Source organism: Streptomyces sp. NPDC058052 (assembly GCF_042885515.1).
Taxonomy (GTDB): Bacteria; Actinomycetota; Actinomycetes; order Streptomycetales; family Streptomycetaceae; genus Streptomyces.
Genome location: NZ_JBHVRX010000031.1, coordinates 74,213 through 92,682, shown reverse-complemented (window position 1 = coordinate 92,682; position 18,470 = coordinate 74,213). Strand labels below are relative to the sequence as shown.

At 69.6% G+C, this 18,470-nt stretch carries 14 protein-coding genes; 7 read left to right on the top strand and 7 right to left on the bottom strand.

Annotation, left to right across the window (positions count from 1 at the left end; translation table 11 throughout):
• Positions 1 to 2,087: 2,087 nt before the first annotated feature.
• On the top strand, positions 2,088 to 2,798 hold the full coding sequence (locus tag ACFVU3_RS31995) for a Crp/Fnr family transcriptional regulator (protein ID WP_390071747.1): 711 nt from the start codon (positions 2,088 to 2,090) through the stop codon (positions 2,796 to 2,798).
• A 60-nt stretch (positions 2,799 to 2,858) separates the two neighbouring features.
• On the opposite strand, the gene ACFVU3_RS31990 is transcribed toward ACFVU3_RS31995, so the two are convergent.
• Positions 2,859 to 3,767, bottom strand: a complete 909-nt coding sequence (locus ACFVU3_RS31990) for a helix-turn-helix domain-containing protein (protein ID WP_390071746.1) — start codon at positions 3,765 to 3,767, stop codon at positions 2,859 to 2,861.
• Positions 3,768 to 3,769: 2 nt separating this feature from the next.
• The gene (locus ACFVU3_RS31985; protein WP_390071744.1) at positions 3,770 to 4,000 is read right to left on the bottom strand and encodes a hypothetical protein; all 231 of its coding nucleotides are present in this window, start codon (positions 3,998 to 4,000) and stop codon (positions 3,770 to 3,772) included.
• Between the two features lie 725 nt (positions 4,001 to 4,725).
• On the opposite strand from ACFVU3_RS31985, the gene ACFVU3_RS31980 reads away from it, so the two are divergent.
• Positions 4,726 to 5,409: an HNH endonuclease family protein gene (locus ACFVU3_RS31980; RefSeq protein ID WP_390071743.1), complete on the top strand. Its 684-nt coding sequence runs from the start codon at positions 4,726 to 4,728 to the stop codon at positions 5,407 to 5,409.
• A 513-nt stretch (positions 5,410 to 5,922) separates the two neighbouring features.
• On the opposite strand, the gene ACFVU3_RS31975 is transcribed toward ACFVU3_RS31980, so the two are convergent.
• Positions 5,923 to 6,534 (bottom strand): hypothetical protein, encoded by a 612-nt coding sequence (locus ACFVU3_RS31975; protein WP_390071741.1) that lies wholly within the window; start codon positions 6,532 to 6,534, stop codon positions 5,923 to 5,925.
• A 634-nt stretch (positions 6,535 to 7,168) separates the two neighbouring features.
• Here ACFVU3_RS31975 and ACFVU3_RS31970 point away from each other — a divergent pair.
• From ACFVU3_RS31970 to ACFVU3_RS31950, 5 genes are all read left to right on the top strand, one after another.
• Positions 7,169 to 7,342, top strand: coding sequence for a hypothetical protein (locus tag ACFVU3_RS31970; protein WP_390071740.1), 174 nt, complete (start codon positions 7,169 to 7,171; stop codon positions 7,340 to 7,342).
• A 934-nt stretch (positions 7,343 to 8,276) separates the two neighbouring features.
• Positions 8,277 to 8,516 (top strand): hypothetical protein, encoded by a 240-nt coding sequence (locus tag ACFVU3_RS31965; RefSeq protein ID WP_390071738.1) that lies wholly within the window; start codon positions 8,277 to 8,279, stop codon positions 8,514 to 8,516.
• Between the two features lie 37 nt (positions 8,517 to 8,553).
• Positions 8,554 to 9,411, top strand: a complete 858-nt coding sequence (locus ACFVU3_RS31960) for a Crp/Fnr family transcriptional regulator (RefSeq protein WP_390071736.1) — start codon at positions 8,554 to 8,556, stop codon at positions 9,409 to 9,411.
• A gap of 257 nt (positions 9,412 to 9,668) precedes the next feature.
• A complete protein-coding gene (locus ACFVU3_RS31955) occupies positions 9,669 to 10,508 on the top strand; it encodes a hypothetical protein (RefSeq protein ID WP_390071735.1) in 840 nt (279 codons plus the stop codon).
• Positions 10,509 to 10,997: 489 nt separating this feature from the next.
• Complete coding sequence (locus ACFVU3_RS31950) at positions 10,998 to 11,882, top strand: hypothetical protein (protein WP_390071733.1); 885 nt, start codon at positions 10,998 to 11,000, stop codon at positions 11,880 to 11,882.
• A gap of 350 nt (positions 11,883 to 12,232) precedes the next feature.
• Here ACFVU3_RS31950 and ACFVU3_RS31945 read toward each other — a convergent pair whose 3' ends face one another.
• Genes ACFVU3_RS31945 through ACFVU3_RS31930 form a run of 4 tightly spaced genes read right to left on the bottom strand, consistent with a single transcriptional unit; the run spans position 12,233 to position 18,307 of the window.
• Positions 12,233 to 13,339: a hypothetical protein gene (locus ACFVU3_RS31945; RefSeq protein ID WP_390071732.1), complete on the bottom strand. Its 1,107-nt coding sequence runs from the start codon at positions 13,337 to 13,339 to the stop codon at positions 12,233 to 12,235.
• Positions 13,323 to 14,141, bottom strand: coding sequence for a thiopeptide-type bacteriocin biosynthesis protein (locus ACFVU3_RS31940; protein ID WP_390071730.1), 819 nt, complete (start codon positions 14,139 to 14,141; stop codon positions 13,323 to 13,325). Before ACFVU3_RS31940 ends, ACFVU3_RS31945 begins: the two co-directional genes overlap by 17 nt.
• A gap of 21 nt (positions 14,142 to 14,162) precedes the next feature.
• Entirely contained in the window at positions 14,163 to 15,407 is a 1,245-nt protein-coding gene (locus tag ACFVU3_RS31935) for a lanthionine synthetase C family protein (protein ID WP_390071728.1), read from the bottom strand.
• Positions 15,404 to 18,307, bottom strand: a complete 2,904-nt coding sequence (locus ACFVU3_RS31930; protein ID WP_390071727.1) for a lantibiotic dehydratase — start codon at positions 18,305 to 18,307, stop codon at positions 15,404 to 15,406. Before ACFVU3_RS31930 ends, ACFVU3_RS31935 begins: the two co-directional genes overlap by 4 nt.
• Positions 18,308 to 18,470 lie beyond the last annotated feature (163 nt).

The window sequence follows — 18,470 nt, the reverse complement described above, 5'->3', positions numbered from 1 at the left end:
GACGCGACGTACGGTCACCAGCCGGTCCGGTTCATGTCTGCCGCGCCGCTCCTCCCACACCGCGCGAGCCTGCTCGCGGGCCACGCGGACGCCGAGGACCCCGACACCCGCCGCGGTCACAGCCCGCCCGGCCCCGGCGGCGGAAAGGACCTCCGCAAACGGTGAAGGAGGCCACCGGAGGCAAGGAAACGGCGGGCGGAGGAACGATGCCATGAGATCAGCACCCAGACGATCCCGGCACGGCGAGCCCCTCCTATGCCTCCGCCTCGTCGAAGCAGCAGCGATCCTGACCGAACCTGGCCCCTGCGGGCTGGTGGCCCCTCTCACGAAGGCAGCCATCATGACCGCAGACGCATTCCACCTCCCCCTGAACCCGGCCACCTTCCATCACTGCCTCCACGAGTCCAGGACACGCGTACTCACCCCCCCCTCACACGAGACACAGGTCCGGGTGTCACGTTCCGTATCGCCGGGCTACGTGCTCACCACCAAAGGAGATGGCGTCCAAAGGAGCTGGAAGAACGAGAGCGGCGCGGGAACCACGCGGAAACAGACCGCCTCCAAGGCCAGCCACTGCGAGGCAGCCGGACTTCAGCGCCCTCCGCGGACCCCCGCACACCCCGTGCAACCGCCCCCGGCCCACCGCCGATGAACCCGGCCCCCGCTGCCCGCTCCCAAGACCCCGCCGCGACCCACCCGGCCGACCACCTCCAAACCGGCCGGCCCCTCACCGACCACATGACACCACCGGCCATCGAAACGAAGCCCCCGCCGCGCCCTCACGTCTTGGATCCGAAGGTTCGGCGCCCGAACCACCGTAGGCCCCTCGCAAGCGGGCAGCTATCCGGTTTGACCGGGCGTGGTCGTCGTGGGGGGCGGGGGGGCGGTGCGGGGGGTGTGGCCGGGCAGGGGCGGCAGCAGCGCGGAGGCGTGGGCGGTGAGGGGTTTTCGGGCGGTGCCTGCCTGCTCGGTGAGGGGAGGGCCCCGGCCCGGTCGGCCCGCTCGAGACACGCCGCCGCCGGCCGGTGCGGAGCACGGCGCGAATCAGGGCGGTGGCCGTTGTGCCGGACGGTGACGGGCGGCGGGGATGCCGCATCGGCGAGCCGGTGCGGCACGGGCGCTGACCACAGGACAGATGCCGGGCGTGACCTGCGGGTTCACCTGTGCCGGCGCCATGCAGGAGCCGAGGGGGTCCCTGCGACCGCGGAGGGCTCCCCGCCTCGTGTGTGCCGCTGAAGATCTTTTCAGGGCTCGCCCGCGGTATGGCCAGAACCTGACGCCCGGGCAATACGCCGGGCGGGCCCGGGGAGTCACCCCGGTGCCGTCGCCCGACAAGCTGCGCTGTACCCGCCAAGGCTCAACTCAGCTCCATGAATGTAACGATGCCGCACCATCCAGGATTCCCTGATTTTGCGGACTTTCCGCGTTTCTGGCGCCCGGCTTCCCTAGGAATAGGGAGTGCACCCATGTTCGAGGTGCATTCCCGACACTGCAGCGGCTGAAATGTGCAGGCTCTGTCCGGGCCCGGCCGGGGCCCGGCGTGCCGGCCTTGGCGGTGCTGCGGACCGGGTCGTCTCGCCAGGTTCGGGGTACGGACATTCGGACAACCCGACGACCCCGCTGGCATTCAACTGCCGCAGGGCTTATAGGGGGTGATCGAATCCGTAAGCGCAGGGAGACTGTGTGTCACGGTCCGGACCTTGAAGTATTCTCCATTCGGAGTACACGGGCGTGCCCTCGTCAGGCGTAAAGCGCACGTGAAATTCGAACGCTGTACCCGCCACTCATTATTCGAACAGAACTTAACTCGGTGAAAGGGTGCTCGTGAAAACCGACCCGAGCGCTGTATCGGCCCTTGGCGTCCTGCCGCCCGTGGGGCCCGCCGTCTGGAGGGCCTTCTCAGCGCTCCACAGGCCGCCTTCGTCCGGCAGCAGGCCCGCCTGCCTCATGCGCGTGCTTCCGCCCTGTCCTGCGGCCTTCCAGCCCCTTCCTCTGCCGCACACGCGCGAGGGTGCGCCGGCGCCTGTGGCCTGGGCCGGCGGCGAGGTCGCTGCCCAGTGACACTGCCACGCCCCAAACGCCACGAGTTGGCGTTTGCTGACTACCCGTTCTTCCGGTCGCTGAGCACGGAGCTGTGCCAGGAGATCTACCTCTCCTCCCGGGTCCGCCAATACAACCGCGGGGAGCAGATCCGCGGCATGACCGTCCGCAACGGCAACGCCGTGCACATCCTGCTCAACAGCGGGATCGCCGCGGAGGAGCTCGTCCACCACGAGGCCACGACACTGCGGTTCCGGTACCAGGGGCACTGCCTGGGGGATGCCGAGGTCTTCACCGACTCCAAGCCCCCGCTGGCTCTGGCGGTGACCACGACCGTCACCATGGCGGTGCCGCTGTCTGTGATGCGGAGCCTGGTCCGGAAGCACAACACGCTGATGCGCGCTGTGAGCACGTCCATGGCCGAACGGCTGCGCAGCAACGACCGGGTGTACATGATGTTCGCGCGCAACCCTGAGCAGCGTCTGTGCGAGCTGTTCGTCGAGCTCATCGACAAGACCGGCTATCCGACGCGGGACGGACACAAGGTGGACGGCCCTTCCCAGAACGATCTCGCGCAGGCCCTGATGGTGTCGCGGGCGACGGTGGAGAACACGCTCCGTGGCCTGCGTGCCCGCCAGCTGATCAGGACGGAGTACCGCGCGTTCGTCTTCCCGGACGTTGCAGCGCTGAAGAAGGTCGCCTCCGCCGTCCCTCCGGCGACGGCCTCGACGACGGCCGGCCCCCGGATGACCGACTGAGTCCCTCCGCCTCGACGGCCCGATGGCCCCGCACCGGATGGTGCGGGGCCATCGGCCTGTTCACTCGGCCCGGCATCTTGTCCGGTCCAGGCTCCGGGCAGCATCGAGCTGCCGCGGGCTGAGCATTGCTTCCCGTTCCGCCCTCTCCAGTTTCACTGCGTAGAGGCCGGCACTCTTCGTGCTCCAGCTGTTCGCGACCCACGTCTCCTCTCCGTCCGGGAGCCGGACACGGTCGAGGTACGTGAACACGTCGGCATCCGAAGCTGGCCTCACGGTCGTGTGGACGGCGTAACTGCCCATGAGCCTCGTCCTGGCCACGAGCCTTGTCTTGGCCGGGACGGCGGGCTTGCGGGCCTTGGGCCGCGGCCCTATCCGGCGTGCCTCCGCCCGGTCCCACGCCTGTCCCCAGTCCTCCAGGGCCTTCCCGCGCACGCCGCAGGTCCTGGCGAAGGCCATGACGAACTCCCGTGTCGGCCGCCCCGTCGAGCCGTTGATCACGCGGCTGACCGTCGCATGGGCCAGGACTCCGTCACTGTCCCGTTCGAGCTCTTCGTACGGGCGGGAGCCGTCCTTCCGGTACAGGTCGATCAGCGCGATCCGCAGATCGGCGAAGTCCCGGATGTACGTGATGTGCTGCGCGTGCCCCTCCCGCTCACGCAGCGGAAGCGTCTCCTCGTAACGGGCCCGCTTCCACAGCCGCTCGCCCTCCCTCGGATCGGCAGCCGCACCGCAGGCGACGGCGTACGCCAGAACGGTCCGAAGCCTGGGCACACGCTGCCCGGCGGCCGCCCGGGCCAGAGTGTCCGCGCTGCACCGCGCCACGGTTCCGTCCGGCAGCGGCCTTGCGGCGGTGCGCCTGGCAAGCTCTTCGTAACTCACGCCCGCGCGGCGCCGCATTGCGCGGAGCCACGCGACCAGAGCACCGAGAGCCTTGCCGCAGGGCGCGATGCAGTTCTCTCGACGGCCCACCGTCAGCTCGCCGGCACCAGCTTGACCGTACGGAGCCGGCGGGCGAGCCGGTAGCCGAAGCTCACGGCCTCCGCGAGCACGATGAAGACGGACAGGCCCGGCAGGCCGGCGAGGAGGAGCAGCGCTGCGATGACGATGACGATGACGACGACAAGGAAGTCCTTCGTCGTACCCATCGAGGGGGTGCCGGAGTCGGTGCAGGGGGCGCTCAGGCGCCAGGGGAGACGGAGCATAATCAGTCCTTCGTTGTTTCTGTGGCTCCAACAGGCATGCGCGCAGGGGCGGTTGCCGTCGCCCGTTTGTGCGGCACACCATGATGTTCGCGCACCCCGAGAGCCTCACAGACCTCCGCACCCAATGTTCTGGGTGGTTTTCCGCAACCGCGTCCCATGCTGGACGCCCCTGATGGTGTTAGCCCGAACGGACATGTGCACAGGTCAAAGCACCTGTCCTGCACCCGATTCCGCATCCGCGTCTCAATCGCGGTTGAACACCCCAAGCACAGCGTTGATTCTTGCAACTGTCCCTGGGTACACGGCCAGGAGACAGTCCTCGTCATCTGTGGCTCCAACCACGACAGCAGGACGTACAGCACAGGCCGCGTTGCCGCGAGGGCCTGCTGCACCCCCACGGGACCCGTCCGGTGGGGGAGAGATCGGGCCCGGCGCCGTGAGCGCCGGGCCCCTTCCTGTGTCCCGTCAGCGTCGGCAGATTCGCCCCACGGCTCGACGACCTGCCCCAGCCCTCTCCTTGGCGCGCGAGACCTCTCCCGGCAGGCACAGCGGATGGACACTCAGGCCGCCCCGGCAGGTCCGAGTGGCATGGCCCGGACGCAGAGGGCACGGCAAGGCAAAAGGCGGCAGCGGAGCGTTTCTGCGGTGAACCTCCTTCCCCCGTCCGGCTGATACAGCCACTTTCTGCAGGCAACCGGACCCTCCAGGCCGCTATCTCTGAGCTCGTGATCAAGAACCTGCTGCGCGGCACTGCCGCGTCCTCCCTGCTCCTGTTCCCCCTCGCCCTTCCTGCGTCGGCCACCGCCGCCGCGGCACCTGAAATGTCGGCTGCGGTGGTCCTCGCTGTAGCCGACGCAGTCGAGCAGATCCCGGTCGCCGACGAAGCACGCGCGGGCTACACCCGCGACAAGTTCAAGCACTGGAACGCCGGCCTCGACCTCGGCGATGGCTGCAACACCCGCGCCGAGGTCCTCCTTGACGAAGCGACCGTGGCGCCGGAGGTGGCAGCCGGCTGCAAGCTGTCCGGTGGAGCGTGGCTGTCGTACTACGACGGCCAGGAGGTGACCGACCCGGGGAGTCTCGACATCGACCACATGGTGCCGCTGGCAGAAAGCTGGGACTCCGGGGCCAGCGCGTGGACGGCCCAGCGTCGCGAGGCGTACGCGAACGACCAGAACGCCGCAGCCTCGCTCGTCGCGGTGACGGCGCGTTCGAACCGGGCCAAAGCCGATCGCGACCCGGCGGAGTGGATGCCGCCGCTGCCCGAGGCCCACTGCCGGTACATCGGCGAGTGGACGGCTACGAAGCTGCGCTGGGGCCTGACCGTCGACCAGGCCGAAGCCGACGCCCTGAAGGTGTACGCGGAGACGTGCGAGACGACCGTCGTCCACTACACGCCGGCGCCGTAGCGCGCCGGAACGCACTGTGCCCCGCACTCGAGGGGCGCGGGGCACAGAGGGGGAACGAAGTCCAACGACCAGTCGGCTCACCGTTCCCCCTACACGACCTACCGTAGCCGGCCGCCGACGGCTGTCCAGGCCGTTCCGGGGTTCGTCCACGCGGACGAGCGACAGACATACGCCGAGGGTGACGGACACGTTGACGAGCTCCTGCTCACCTGGCCGGTCGCAGAAGCACTCTGCGCCGCCCTCGGCGCCGATGCGGACGACCTCCGCGAACGGTGGGCCAACGCCAAGGACAAGCCGGAAGACGCCCCAGCCCCCGATGCACCTGGCTGGCTCGCCTCGGTACGCACCGACATACCCGGCCTCGTCAACAGCCGCGGGCCCGCGGAGGTCTGCGCAACCAACCAGACTGAAACCCCACAGCGAGCCGTACAGGCGAGCTGGGACGTGGTGCAGACCGGAGCACTCCAGCCCTCCTTCATGTACCAGGCGGAGCGCTGGGCGGTGGTCCACTGTCTATAGCAGTCCGACGAGTTCGGCCGGCCACCGACCCCAGAGTTCAATGACGGGGAAGCGCGGCAGGAGCAGCCCGGTGATGACCGCGAGCGGTATACCGATCCCGCCGAGGGCGTCAATGGCCAACCGCTCGGTGTGCCGCGAGGAGGAGATCATTTCCACCCAGCTCATGGAGGACAGAACCCCGGCACCCAGGGCGTACCAGACCAGCGGGTTGGTAATGGGGCCGGGGTCCGCCTTCAGACATACGGTGAAGACCGCCCGCAGAGTCGCCATGACAAGACAGACACTCAGCCGAGTCGCGGTCCATACACGCAGCCCCGATTCCGGCAGTGCGGCGCTGCCGGTTTCCTGAACAGTCCGGATCCGCTTGTGGGCCCGCAGGAGGGCCGCTTCTTCGTCCGGCCAGGCGAGCAAAGCCCGGACCAGCGGCATGAAGTGCTGTTCAGTGGGCAGCACCTTGCCGTTCATCCAGCCCGAGACCGTCGTGATCGCCTCGTTCTCCGAGGAACCGAGTACGCTCCGGGCCAGATCCTCCACCGAGATCTTGGCATCGACATCCAGCGATCGCAGCAGCCGGGACAGGCCCTTGGGGCCAACCACCCGGTCCACACTGCGGATGAACCCGGCGGAGTTGCGCTTGGGACACCTTTTGCGTCCCGCATACGCACGATCTCAGCCGTCCGGGCCGCCTCTGTCTCCTGCCCGGCCTCCGTCGTTACGACCTGCTCCCGCACGGGCGGCGGCAGCACCGGCCCCGCCTTTGCACCCGGCGACAGGGACGGCGCCGTCCGCATGTCCAGCCCCTGCTGCGCCGCCTGAGCGGCCTTGAGGAGACGGCGTCCCTCGGTCCGTTGCCGGACGCACATCTCGTCGGGGACGAGGTCCGTGACCACCTTTTCCAGCAGCTCCAGAGGCGGGAGCTTGCTGCCGTTGCGGTACTCGCCCCATGTGGTGGGCGAGTAGTTGAAGTCCTGCGCGAGCTTGCGCACCGTGATGCCGGCGGTGATCCTGCGGAGCCAGCGCGCGAGGTCGTTCGCTTCCTCGGCCCGGCCCCTGAGTTCGTTCAACGGGCGCCCCGGTTGCGGCATGTCCGTCCCCCTGGGGTGCATCTGCCTGCTGGGACAACCCCTCGTTGTACCCGGTTCAACGCCGCTACCTGGGCGTTCACCGGGAGTCCCAGGCGGACATTCTCACCCTCCGTCAGCGTGGTCTCCACCCCATTCACCGAACTCGGGAGACCCGCATGCCAGGCCCGAACCCGTCACGTCCCTCCCGCCGCACCTGGGCGGCCGCGTTCACCGCAGTTCTCGTCCTCGCACTGAACCAGGGCTGGCCCGCCGAGGACGTCATTAAGCTCGCCAGTGCCGTCCTCGTCCTTATCGCTCTTGTCGTCGGCGTCGGCTCCAACAGTGAGTAGGGCGACGCCCTCGCTCTGCTTGCCGGGAATCCGGCGGAATGCGCGGCGAGGGCGGGACGGGCCAGCCGCGGCCTGTCCGAGTGCGCGCGGTCGCAGCCGAGGTGAGATGCGCGGCGCCTCGGTGGCCGGATTCCGGCCGACCGGGCATGACCGAAATCCTGGGAGCGAGGGTTCCGTTTATGTCTGGTGGCGTTCAGGGGGCGGCCGGAAGCACAGAGGGTCGCACGGACAGATTGTGAAGTAGTGGCCATAGATGCTGGTGAGGCTCTGCCGGGTGAATCCCGTGCTGTCCGCACTGTGTTCGCGCCCTCCCGCAGGTCCAGCGGATCGGATGCCGGGGCTGGCCGGCTTCCCGGCGAATGCTTGATGCATGCACGGATGTCCGAAGTCATGCCGATGACCTGCCGAAACATCGAGGGCCCCACCTGAATGGCGAGGCCCTCGATGTCGCTTGACACCGGGCTGCTCGGAGGGAGCCACCCTCCGGGGTCGCCCGGTGGTGCTGAAGCGCAGGCGAGTTCAAGGCCCATGTCCAGCACGCAGTATGTAACCGTGTTGGTCACTGGTTTATGCCGTAAATCTCCGGCTTCCCCGAGGTGCCCGCCGCCTAACCCGTAGATCTAGGGGTTAAGTCGCCCGATCGGACTAGATCGCAATCACTCGGTTACTCCCTGTAGAGGGCGGGAGGCGGCGGTGTCGATCTTGAATTCCTCCTATGCCAATCCCGTACGCATAAGGGAGTCATTGGGAGCCGGTCCGCCGTGTATGTAGAGTCTTCGGACAACTGGTCGTAGGAGAAGCTTCTGCGACCGGAGTTGAAGCCCAAAGAGTTCAACTGGCGGTCTCCGGCCTTGTGTCGGGCTCGGCTGTCCCCCTCGCCAGGGAACAGACAGCCGAGCAGTCGACCGCCCCTTCACCAAGGGGTCTACTGCCCATGTCCGTCCTCGGCACCGTAGCGGTGCTCTTCCTCATCGTGTTCGGCGCAGCCGCGTACGCGATCTTTCATCTCAAGCTCACCCCCGTCCGCATCGCGGCCGTGCTGCTCGCTCTGGGAGCACTCGTTACAGCCCTGGTGCCGATCGTCCGGATCCTTGCCGAACCGCCTCAGCCCCCGCCCCCGCCAGCGGCCGCCGCTGTCCACGTCCCTGCCGAGCACCACGGACAGGAGGCATGACGTGATGGTTCTTCACGGACCGCCCGACGAACCGGTCATGCAGCCAACCGAGTCTGGGAAGTCGCTTGTCAAGCTGAAGGAGTACGAGGCCCAGCACGCCCGCTTCCAGCAGGCCACCGACGCCTCGCATCGGGCAGTCACCGTCCGCCCGCGCCGCAGCCGCATGGAAGTACGGCTCGTCTCCTACTTCCAGGCACTCGGGGTGAACGTCTCCTCCGCCACCATGCTTGCCTCCACCTCTCACGTCCTCGCGCACCAGCCCGGCCCGCTGGCCACCAGGCGCGGAGCGGGATACGTGGACGTCATCATCGCCGGTGTTGTGGCCGACGAGCGTCGTCGCCTGTGGGCGAGCGAATGGTGGCTCGGGGACCTTGACGTCTTCCGGGAGACGCCGGCCGCTGCCCGGCCGCGGTACGAAGTCCTCAGCGACACCTGGACACTCCGCATAGACCGAGAGGTCCTCCGCAGCTTGGCGATGCGCGACCTCACCGTACAGCGCATGCTTCACCACGTCCTGACCAACCGTCTGGGCGTTCACGACACGGTCTACGGGGTGGACCAGCGCAGCACTCTCGCCCGGGTCGCCCAGCTCCTCCAGTACCTCGTCCGCCGCCGCGACGTCTTGGACAGCGTCCACCTCGTCAGCCGTACCGACGATGTCCTCCAGGGGCCCACCCAGAAGGACCTTGCCGACGCCCTCGGCCTCAGCCTCGCCTCCGTGGAGAAGAGCATGAGCCTGCTGCGCAAGCACGGAGTGGTCGCCTGCACGGGCAAGGGCAGGGCGAACCGCGCCTACAGGGTCCTGCGCCACGACCTCCTCCAGGCCGCCGCCCATGGCATCACCTTCTTCGTCCACGACGACCTGAGTCCCGGCCAGATCGTCACAGGCGAATAGCTGCGCGCCGAGCACGCGTACGGCCCGCTCGCCCCGTCAGGGGCGTGGACCGTACGCGTGGGCCATCGGCACCGCTCCGTGTGTGGAGCATTCGCGAACTGGCAGCGCTGCGGAAGGTTGCGATCGATGGCGATGCCGCCTGCACCGCCAGCTGGCGGGCTGCCGGCTCTATGAACGCCCCGCCTGTCATCAGGCGGGGCGGGCCGGTAAGCGGAACAGGGTTGGCTCCGGGGGATGGCCGCTGATAGATGTGCGGGATGAGTTTGAGGATCAAGTGGCCCGTCATCATCGAGCGGGCGCGGGACATCGTCGCAGGCTATGACGGCGGGGTGACCGTGCGACAGGTCATGTATCGGCTCGTTGCCGCGGGACTGCTCCCGAACTCGGCGCCCACCTACCGGCGGCTGTCCGCGCAGCTGGCCCAGGCCCGCCGGGACGGGCGTTTCCCCGAGCTGATCGACACGGTCCGCGAGGTCCATGTTCCACCGTCCTGGCCGGACGCCGCGGCCTTCCAGGCCGAGATGGTGCGGTGGTTCCGCCTCGACCGCACGCGCGGGCAGCAGTGGGCCGTCTATGTGGTTGCGGAGAAGGACACGCTGCGGCAGCTGCTGACCCGGTGGCTTGCCGAGTACGGCATCCCGGTGTTGGTCGTGCGGGGTTTCGGGAGCCAGTCCTACGCCGACGTCGTACGCGACCGCGTCCGTGCGGATCCTCGCCCCGCCGTGCTGCTCTACCTCGGGGACTTCGATGCGTCCGGGGCCGACATCGAGCGGGACTGGGTGGAGCGCACCGGCTGCTGGGAGCGAGTGGAGCGGGTGCTGCTGACGGACGCTCAGGTGCGTGAGTACGGGCTGCCGCCGGCCGAGGCGAAGAAGTGCGATCCGCGGTGGCCGGGGTTCGCCCGGCGGCATGGGTTCGGCGTTGACCGTCCCGTGCAGTGGGAGGTCGAGGCGCTGGAGCCGGGCGAGCTGAAGCGTCTGGTCCTGGAGGCCGTCGCCGCGTACACCGACCGGGAGGTCCTCGCGGAGGTCGTCGCGGAGGAGGAGCAGCAGCGCCGCCTGCTCGCCGGGATTCTCGGGCAGCCCGAAGACGGGTGAGCGGCGGGGCGATGCCAGAGTGCGCTGGTGTCCGGTCGCGCTCTGTCCTGCCGGTGGTGGTGTGCGGGGGTACACAATCCGTGCCTGGCCGGGACGGCCGAGTTGCTCGAAGGGGCGGAAGAGAAGCGGCCGGCGCCCATTCCGCCGAGGCGGGTGGCAAGGGCGCCGGCCAACCGAAGACACACCACTCAGGGAGGAGCCCCGTGCGGAATGCTTGATCCCGAGTGTAGTGGCCCGAGGCACCCATCGGGTGATGAAACTGCTGCGGTATTTTTTGAGTCGAGGTGTCGGGGGTGCTGAGGCGCCGCCGACACCCTGCCCGATGCCCAAGAGGAGGAACCCGTGATCCGTGCCGGCCGCAAACGATACGTCCAGCACAGTGCGGACCTGGCTGCGGCCATGGGTATCAGCCTTGGGACCTTCCGCAACAAACGCCCCTACGCTTCCGACGGTTTCCCGCTCCCGATCAGCGCGCCGGACGCGCGGGTGATGCTTTGGGACAGTGCACAGACCGCGGCTCACCTGGCAGGCCGCCCCGCCCCCGAACTGCCGCAGGAGGACAGCGAGGGCGACCTCCTCGACCGCAGCGAGGCCGCCGCCCTGCTCGGTGTCACTCCCAAGACCTGGGACGCCTACAAGACCGACCCGCACCTGGCCCCCCATCTGGCCAAGATCAAAGGGGTCGAACACTGTCCCCGCGGCATCGTGCAGACCTTCAGGCAGTCGCGAGCCCTCGCCGGACGCCCGAAGGGGAGCCGGGACCGCATCCCCCGGGACGAGATTCTGTCCCGGGTCGGTGCACTCCTCGACACCGATCCAGCCCTGACGTCCGCGGCCGTGCAGCAGCACTTCGGCATCTCCGCCGCCACCGCTTCCCGCGCCCTGGCGAAGATCCGGTCGGAGCGACTCGCCGACCGGCTGCTCACCGACCCGGTGCTGGCCCCCGAGGACGGCTTCGCCCTCCTCGGCTACCCGGCCATGGTGCAGCGCACCGTCCTCGCCGACGCCGCCACGGAACTGCGAGCCCGCCGCATCCAGCCCTACCTCCAGGGCATCGCTGATGCCCTGGCCGATGCTGGCCGGGCCGACCGGCAGGACGTACGAGTGCACCGCCTGGGCCCGGAGTCCGCGACGCTCGCCGCGGTCGTCATGCTGACCGGCACCGGGGTCCCTGCCCTGGTGTGGGAGGAGAACTCCGGCTGGTGCACCGCGACCAGCCGGCGCAGCCCCCTAAGCAAGGTGCCCGACCGGTTGCCCGAAGGAGCCGGAATCCACTACCTGGGCAACGATCCGCAGCTCACCCCCACCCACCTGCTGGAACGGTTGAAGCGACTGGAACAGGACCCGTGCAGCAGCGGTCTACCCTCTTGCTGATCGGGCTGCAGGCCAGTTCAAGCAGGCCCAGATGGAGATCGGCGCGTCAGGCATAGCGGGTTTGGAAGCATTCGGTGCTGCGTGGCGTGGGGACGGTAATACCGGCCGCGCCGTCCCTGCGCCGAAAGCTCAGGGTGTCGGGACGTCAGAGCGCGTGCTGGTAGCCGCGCGGGCCGGACCGCGCGGCGCCCCAGCGCAGGTTGAGCCGGCCCAGGATGGGCTCGATGCAGAGCCTCGCCCGCCGGAGGCGGGACAGGGGAAAAGGCGTCGTCGGGTCTTGCGCGTGGAAGACCCGGTGGGCCGGGCGTGGAAGAGGGCCGCCTGCCGAGCCCAGACGTCAGCCGCCTCTGCTACACATCCTTTGCGCCCAAGGCGTTGCGGAGCACGCCTGTGCTGAGTTCCATTGCAGCGTTCAGGTCACTGTGAAGCGGGGAGGGAAGCAGTCCGGTCCGTAACCCACTGGCGCTGACGAGGACACGGAGCTCCGTTCTCTGCACCGGCCCAACCAGGTGGTGGAACATCGGATCTGCCAGCGCCTCCCGCGCGGCGAAGCCATCGTCCGCATCGAGGATTCGGCTGTGGATGCGATCGGTGATGCGCCGGGCCGTCGCGGTATCGGCAGCAGGGAGAAGTTTCATCGCGGTCAGGCCGAGCCGAGTCTGAAAGACGACCTGGCCGTGCTCGCTGAGAATGGCCAGGACCGTGTCCGTCAGCTTGTTCGTCTGAGCAGTGTCCAGTTCAGCGCACGCCAGGCGTCGCAGGGCAGCCAGGCAGGCGGTTACAGCATGCTCCCAGGGATCGCGGGGTGCCGTGTCCGCGATGAGGCGCGCAGCCTCGTCCGTACTGTCGCTGGTCAGGGCCGCGACGATGGCGATCTGTCTGCCGTCGAGCATTCGCCGGCCCACGCCCTTCCACATGCGGACATGAGTGTGGGCTTCGACCCACCGGCCGGCGCTCGTGAGCGTGCGGGAGCCGTCGGCGAGAAGTACACGCCAGAGCCAGTCGCGCACCTTTTTGCGATCGGCTGGGGAATGGGTGAGGTCGGCTGGGACGCGGACGCCGTCGAACGTGGCTGGGTTCCCGTCGCTGACGGCTTGCACCAGATGCAGGAGGCGCTCGAGACCGTCTTGTGGATCTCCGGCACGGATCCGCAGGCGAGCCAGGTTGATGACGGGTTCCAGGGCGTGGATTGCGGTCGGGGCGGGGAACGGGGCCGCACCCATGTAGATCTCGGCGTGCTGCTGGCACCACTCCCGTGCAAGGCCGGGAAGGCCGACGTCGGAGGCGAGGAGGGCCGCCTGGTTGTAGACCGCCGAGGCAGCGGAACTATTGCTGCTGTCCCTTGCCGTCTGGGCAAGGCCGGCCAGGGCGCGGACGCGCTGGGGGAGGGGGCTGCAGGCCGGCCGGGGGCGAGGGACGAGGGGGAATCGGGTGACGAGGTCAGACAGTGTCGGCACGGTGCTGGGTCCTCCTGCCGGTAGTGGGGTCCGGGCCGAAGACGACCGCCCTCGCGGCTGCGGCAATGGCTGCCTGCACTGCGTAGGGAAGCCCGGCGCGGTTCCAGGCGAAGAGCACGTGGTGGGCCAGGACGTCGCGCAGACCGCGGTGGAGGTGCCCAGTGGCCGCCAGCCGGCTCAGGCTGGTTCCGGCGTGGACGTATGTCTGGGCCCAGTCGGCCAGGTGCGCGAGGGCAGCGCCCGGGCGCATCAGCTCCTCGGCGTTCACGGAGATCAGCCGGCGTACTGCTGTCTCGTGGCGGTCGGCACTGGCCGCTTCCGGCAGAGGACGGTGATTGCCGACCCGGGCCCAGACATCGCCCTGCTCGTACCAGTCGAGCCCGGCTGAGCGCATCAGCAGGGCGCACAGCAGGAGGGAAGCCTCGTTTCTTCGTCTGGAGTTGTCCTGGTAGTGGATGGTCAGGCTGTGGCTGTCGTGGTGGAAGAGATGGTGGGCGATCTCCATGGCCTTGGGGCCGCCGAAGGCGTGCGTCTCGGGCTCGTAGACACTCCTCGTCCATCCGGTGATGTGCCCTTGTGCGGTGAGGATGTCCAGGGCCGGGGGGAGAGGGTCGCGGCCGGGGTCGGCGAGCTGGTAGCGGATGCGCCAGCACGGGTGCTTGCGCATGAGGAACCACGCGGTGACGGTTCCCTCTGCCACGGTGGCGCGGAGCTGCGGGGCGAGGTGCGTCAGGGCTGTGGTTTCGGAGGCGGCCCAGTCGGCGAAGGCGATGTTCGACTGACGCCAGGATGCTTCGGGCATGGAGGCTCCCGGAAGTGGTGGTCAGGCCAGGGCGAGGAAGGTGTCCCAGTGCGGGGCGGGGGCGTGGTTCGTGCCGATGGTGTGCAGGGCCAGCGCCGCCCCGGTGGTGCCGTCGAGGAGTTCGGGGTCGTGGCCGGAGCGGTCGAGCGCGGTGATGAGACGGTCGGCGATGTTCGGCAGTTCGGCGGCGATGGCTTGGCTGCCGGTTTCGGTGGCCATGCGCCATGAGGCGTGAAGGAGACCGGCCATGCCGTGGCACAGGCCGATCTCGGAGAGCCTGCCGAGTTGGGCTGGGTTGCGCAGAGCCGCGAGGATGGCGCTCTCGGCGGTGTGGACGCGGTCGGGGTCGCACAGGGCGAGGCCGGCGAGTTGCTGAGCGCGGGCAGTGCCGGCGGCGCCGTAACACCACGAGGGTCGCGGCCGCAGTTCAGGCGCGACGTGTCCGGCTGTGGCCTGGTCGGGGTCGATCAGCCCCGGCCACCAGGGGCCGGAGCCGCTGCCCTGGCGCCACCGGTCGGTCCAGGCACAAATGCGTTCGACTGCGTCGGCCAGGCCAGGGAGGTTCAGGCCGTACAGCAGGGCCCGGGCCATGACGGCCAGGGGCGCTCCAATGCCGTGAGCCAGTCCGAAGTTGCCGTGGCCGCCTGGGTAGTCAGGATGGAGAGCGCCGGTGGTGCCGACGTTCATCCACCAGGGTGGCGGGCCGGCCATGTCCGGCAGCGGTTCGGTCAGGCGGATCAGGTACGCCATGACCTCCTCGGTGACCTGGGCGTCGCCGTACCGGCTCAGGTGGTAGGCGCCGAGCCCGGACAGCCCCCGGATCAGGTCGAACTCCTCCATCGGGGGCCGTTCGCCGCGGGCGAGGCGCTGGTGGGCCTGGGCCAACTGGGCCCGGGTGACACGGATGGTGGCCTCGTCCAGACGTCGCAGGATCCGCCCGTATCGGCCGGTCGCGCTCTCCGCGCGGTGGAAGACGAACGCCAGGGCTGGGGCCCCGAAGTAGAGGTTCGCGTTGACGGCGCCGCTGATCTGGCCACGGACGGTCTCGGTCAGCCAGCGGTGCGCCGTGTCCCAGTCCCCGTGTCCGGTGCGGGCCCGTTCGACGTGGAGCAGGGCGATGCCGGCGGCGCCTCCGGCGAGGGACTGGGGCCATCCTCGCCAGCCGTCAGGCCGGCCTGCGGACCACGCGGTAGAGGGGTCTGCCACAGCGCGGGCCAGCGCGTCGGCGGCGGGAAGTGCAGCGGGGACGCCAAGAGTCATGCTCATGCGTTGTTCCGTGATTGGGCAGTCCAGCTCAGGGCAGCGGCCCTGGCCAGGTGGAGATGGCCGCGCTCTGCATCCAGACCGGGCCCGCGCATCCGTACGTGGTGCAGGTGCAGCAGGTCTGCCAGTACGTCCTGCGGCCTCATCCCCGAGTCCCGCAGAGCCCCCCGGTAGGAGGAGAGCGTCGCGCGACGCTCTGCCCAGGCCGCAGCGATGTTCTCACCAAGCGCCTCCGGTGTTCCGTGGGCCAGGTCGACGGCCTGCCGGTAGACGGCGCGGGGCGGGGCGGGCGCATGAGTTCGGGTGTGCTCGATGAGCCAGTCCATCGCCGTACGGGTATCCCCGAGCAAGCCGGTGGCGATATCGGCCATGCTCGCCGCGGCCAGCGCACGGGCGTCCGGCCCGGCCGGGGACTGCACGGCAAGCTGGGCGACCACCGCGGCGGAGTCGGTGGCGAAGTACGCCTCCGCCGCGGCGATGGCGCCCGGCCCGCCGAAGCGGGCCGTCTCCGGCAGATGGGTGTCGGCGGTGAGGTGCGTGATCAGACCGCGGTGCCGCAGCCGTCGCGCCCACTCTCCGGCCGTCTCCACGGCCTCGCCGAGGGTGCCGGCCGTACAGGTCAGGCGGAGACGGAGGTGGTCGGCGGGGTCGTGGTAGCGGATGAACCACCAGGGCGGTCCGTCGAGCTCTCGCAGGAGATCGGGCAGGTGCCGGATCAAGATGGAATCCTGCCGGTCGCGGTGGCCGTGCAGCCGCAGGTACAGACGGTCACCGCAGCCGGGAAGCTGTCCGAGGTCCCGGCTCGCGACGTGGCCGCCCGTGGTCGGGACGGGGGCGATGCGCTGGTCTGCGACGAGGGGGATGACAACCTCGTGTGCACGTCCGCCGGTCCATCCCAGGTCCATGGCGTGCGAGGAGGGGCGAAGCGTCACCCTTCGGTGGCGGTCCAGGTGCGCGCGGAGAACGGCTCGGTGCGCGGGCTCGGCCAGGTCCAGAGGGAGCGTCTGATCAGCCTCGCTCAGGTAGACCCGGGTGGGCAGGCCGGTCTCGTGCCGCCAGCGCTGCAGAGACGCGTCCCACAGCGGCCATGGCGCAGTGGGTGCGGCCAGGTCCGTGTCGGCGAGCCGCCAGCGTGCCGGGGAGAGGACAGTGCGGCCGTAGCGCAGGGCGGGCAGGAACGGCAGCGCAGATGCGGCGGTTCCCCACTGGAAGCCGGTGCACGGGGTGGCGAGCGCGACGGGCGCTTCGGCCAGGAAGCGGGCCAGTGGGTGAGTGTGCCGGGTCAGATCGACGGCGTTGAGGAGCAGCGTGTGCACCGGCCGGCCGCGGGTGAGGGAGACCAGGTGCAGCTGTGTGGCGTCGGCGGTCACCGCCAGGTCCGTCACGGGCAGGATCTCGGTCTCCGGGGCCGCGTAGTCACCAACAGGGATGACCAGACGTGTCGCTCGAGGGGCCCGTGCGACGTTTTGGCCTTGGGCGGACAGCGGCGGGGAACTGATCTGTGCGAGGACCGAGCCACGGTGGAGACCGGGCAGGGAGGCGTACACCTCGCTCATGCGGTGGCGGTCCGACTTCGGCAGCACGTGGAGGAACCGGCCGGTGGTCGTGCCGGCCGCCCGTGCCACGCCGGTGACGTGCATCGTGAACGCGCCCTGCTTCAGGGCGGGCAGGCTCGCAGCGTGGATCCGTACGGTCAGCTCGGTGGTGGGCTGCACCGGTCCTTCGGCGCGGGTGGCGGCCAGCTTGTCGACCATCTCGTCATCGAGTACGACTTCGCGTCGGCGCTGTAACGCCGCGCGATAGGCGAGTTCGAGCAGGTGCTCGTCGCGGTCCGTCAAGGCGGCGGGTGCGAGGTCGGACGCTCCGCGGTAGCCGGATGGATATCCGAGCGCGTCGATGGCGTCCAGGACGGACACCACGGCTCGGGGCCCGTACCACTCGAGGAACCGGCGGTGCCACTCCGCCCAGCCGGAGAGCGCGGCGCGGGGAGCCAGCCGGGCAAGGACCAGCGCCACGGCCTTCGCCTCTCGGGTCACCGCCTCGGGAATCGTCAGGTCCCAGTCCACCCGCAGATCCACGGCCCTGCGCGGGACGCTGCCCACGGATTCGGCCTTCTGCGGCGCGTAAGCCCGGACGCGGGTTGAGATCTCAGCAGCGGGTTCGGGAGCCGTCATCGGCGGCCGCAACTCGGTGAGGAGTACGCGCTGCTCGACGAGGCCCGCAAGCAGCCCGTCCACCGCGTCGGCCGCCGCGCGCGGGAAGCCGGCGGACAGTCGTTCCGTGAGTTCGTCCCACCGAATGGGGCAACGGGCGTGGTCCATTGCCGCCTGGACCGGACTGGTCAAGCGGATCTTGACGAGGTCCGCACCTCCACCAGAGGTGGTGGCCGGCCGGTGCTCGATCACCACGTACCCGTCCCGCTCCACCGCGAGAACGGACGTGACCACCCGCAGGTGGGGGCGTATCTCCGGGTCCTGCTCGAGCCGCGAAACCAGGGCGTTCACGGTCTCAGCGTCCGGCCTGGCGACGGCATGGTGACCCCCGCCCACGGTCAGTTCCGGCGCCGAACCCAAACAGGCGGCGGCCACGCCGGCGAACCGTCCGAAGGGAGTGGCGCGCCCGCTCGCGCGCAGCAGGTAGCGCAGCACGGCCAGCACGACGCGGCGTATATCGGCGGCTGGAAGAAGATGGCCGTCGAGGATCCTGCCCACCCGGGCGCCCAGATCAGGGCTGGCCGTCGTGACCGCCGAGGCGAAGCCTCCGGTCGCCCAGACCTCGCACAGCCAGGCCCGCCACCCCTCTGGGCCCGCGTCGGGGCTGGTGAGATCGGGCCAGACCATCCGGCAGCCGGGGTCCTCCCACGCGGCTGCCCGGACTGCCGCCGCGTCGACAACGTCGTACATACGCCCTCCTGTGGTCGAACAGTGCCCGGCCGCGCCCCAGGACGAGGCCGGGCACCGCAGTGATCGCGGGATGCGCCGTGGGGGGCGGAGGGGGGGGGGGGGCGGCCGACTGGGGTTAGGGGTTGCGGGGGGGGAGGCACCCCCGCCCGCCCGGCGTGTTTGA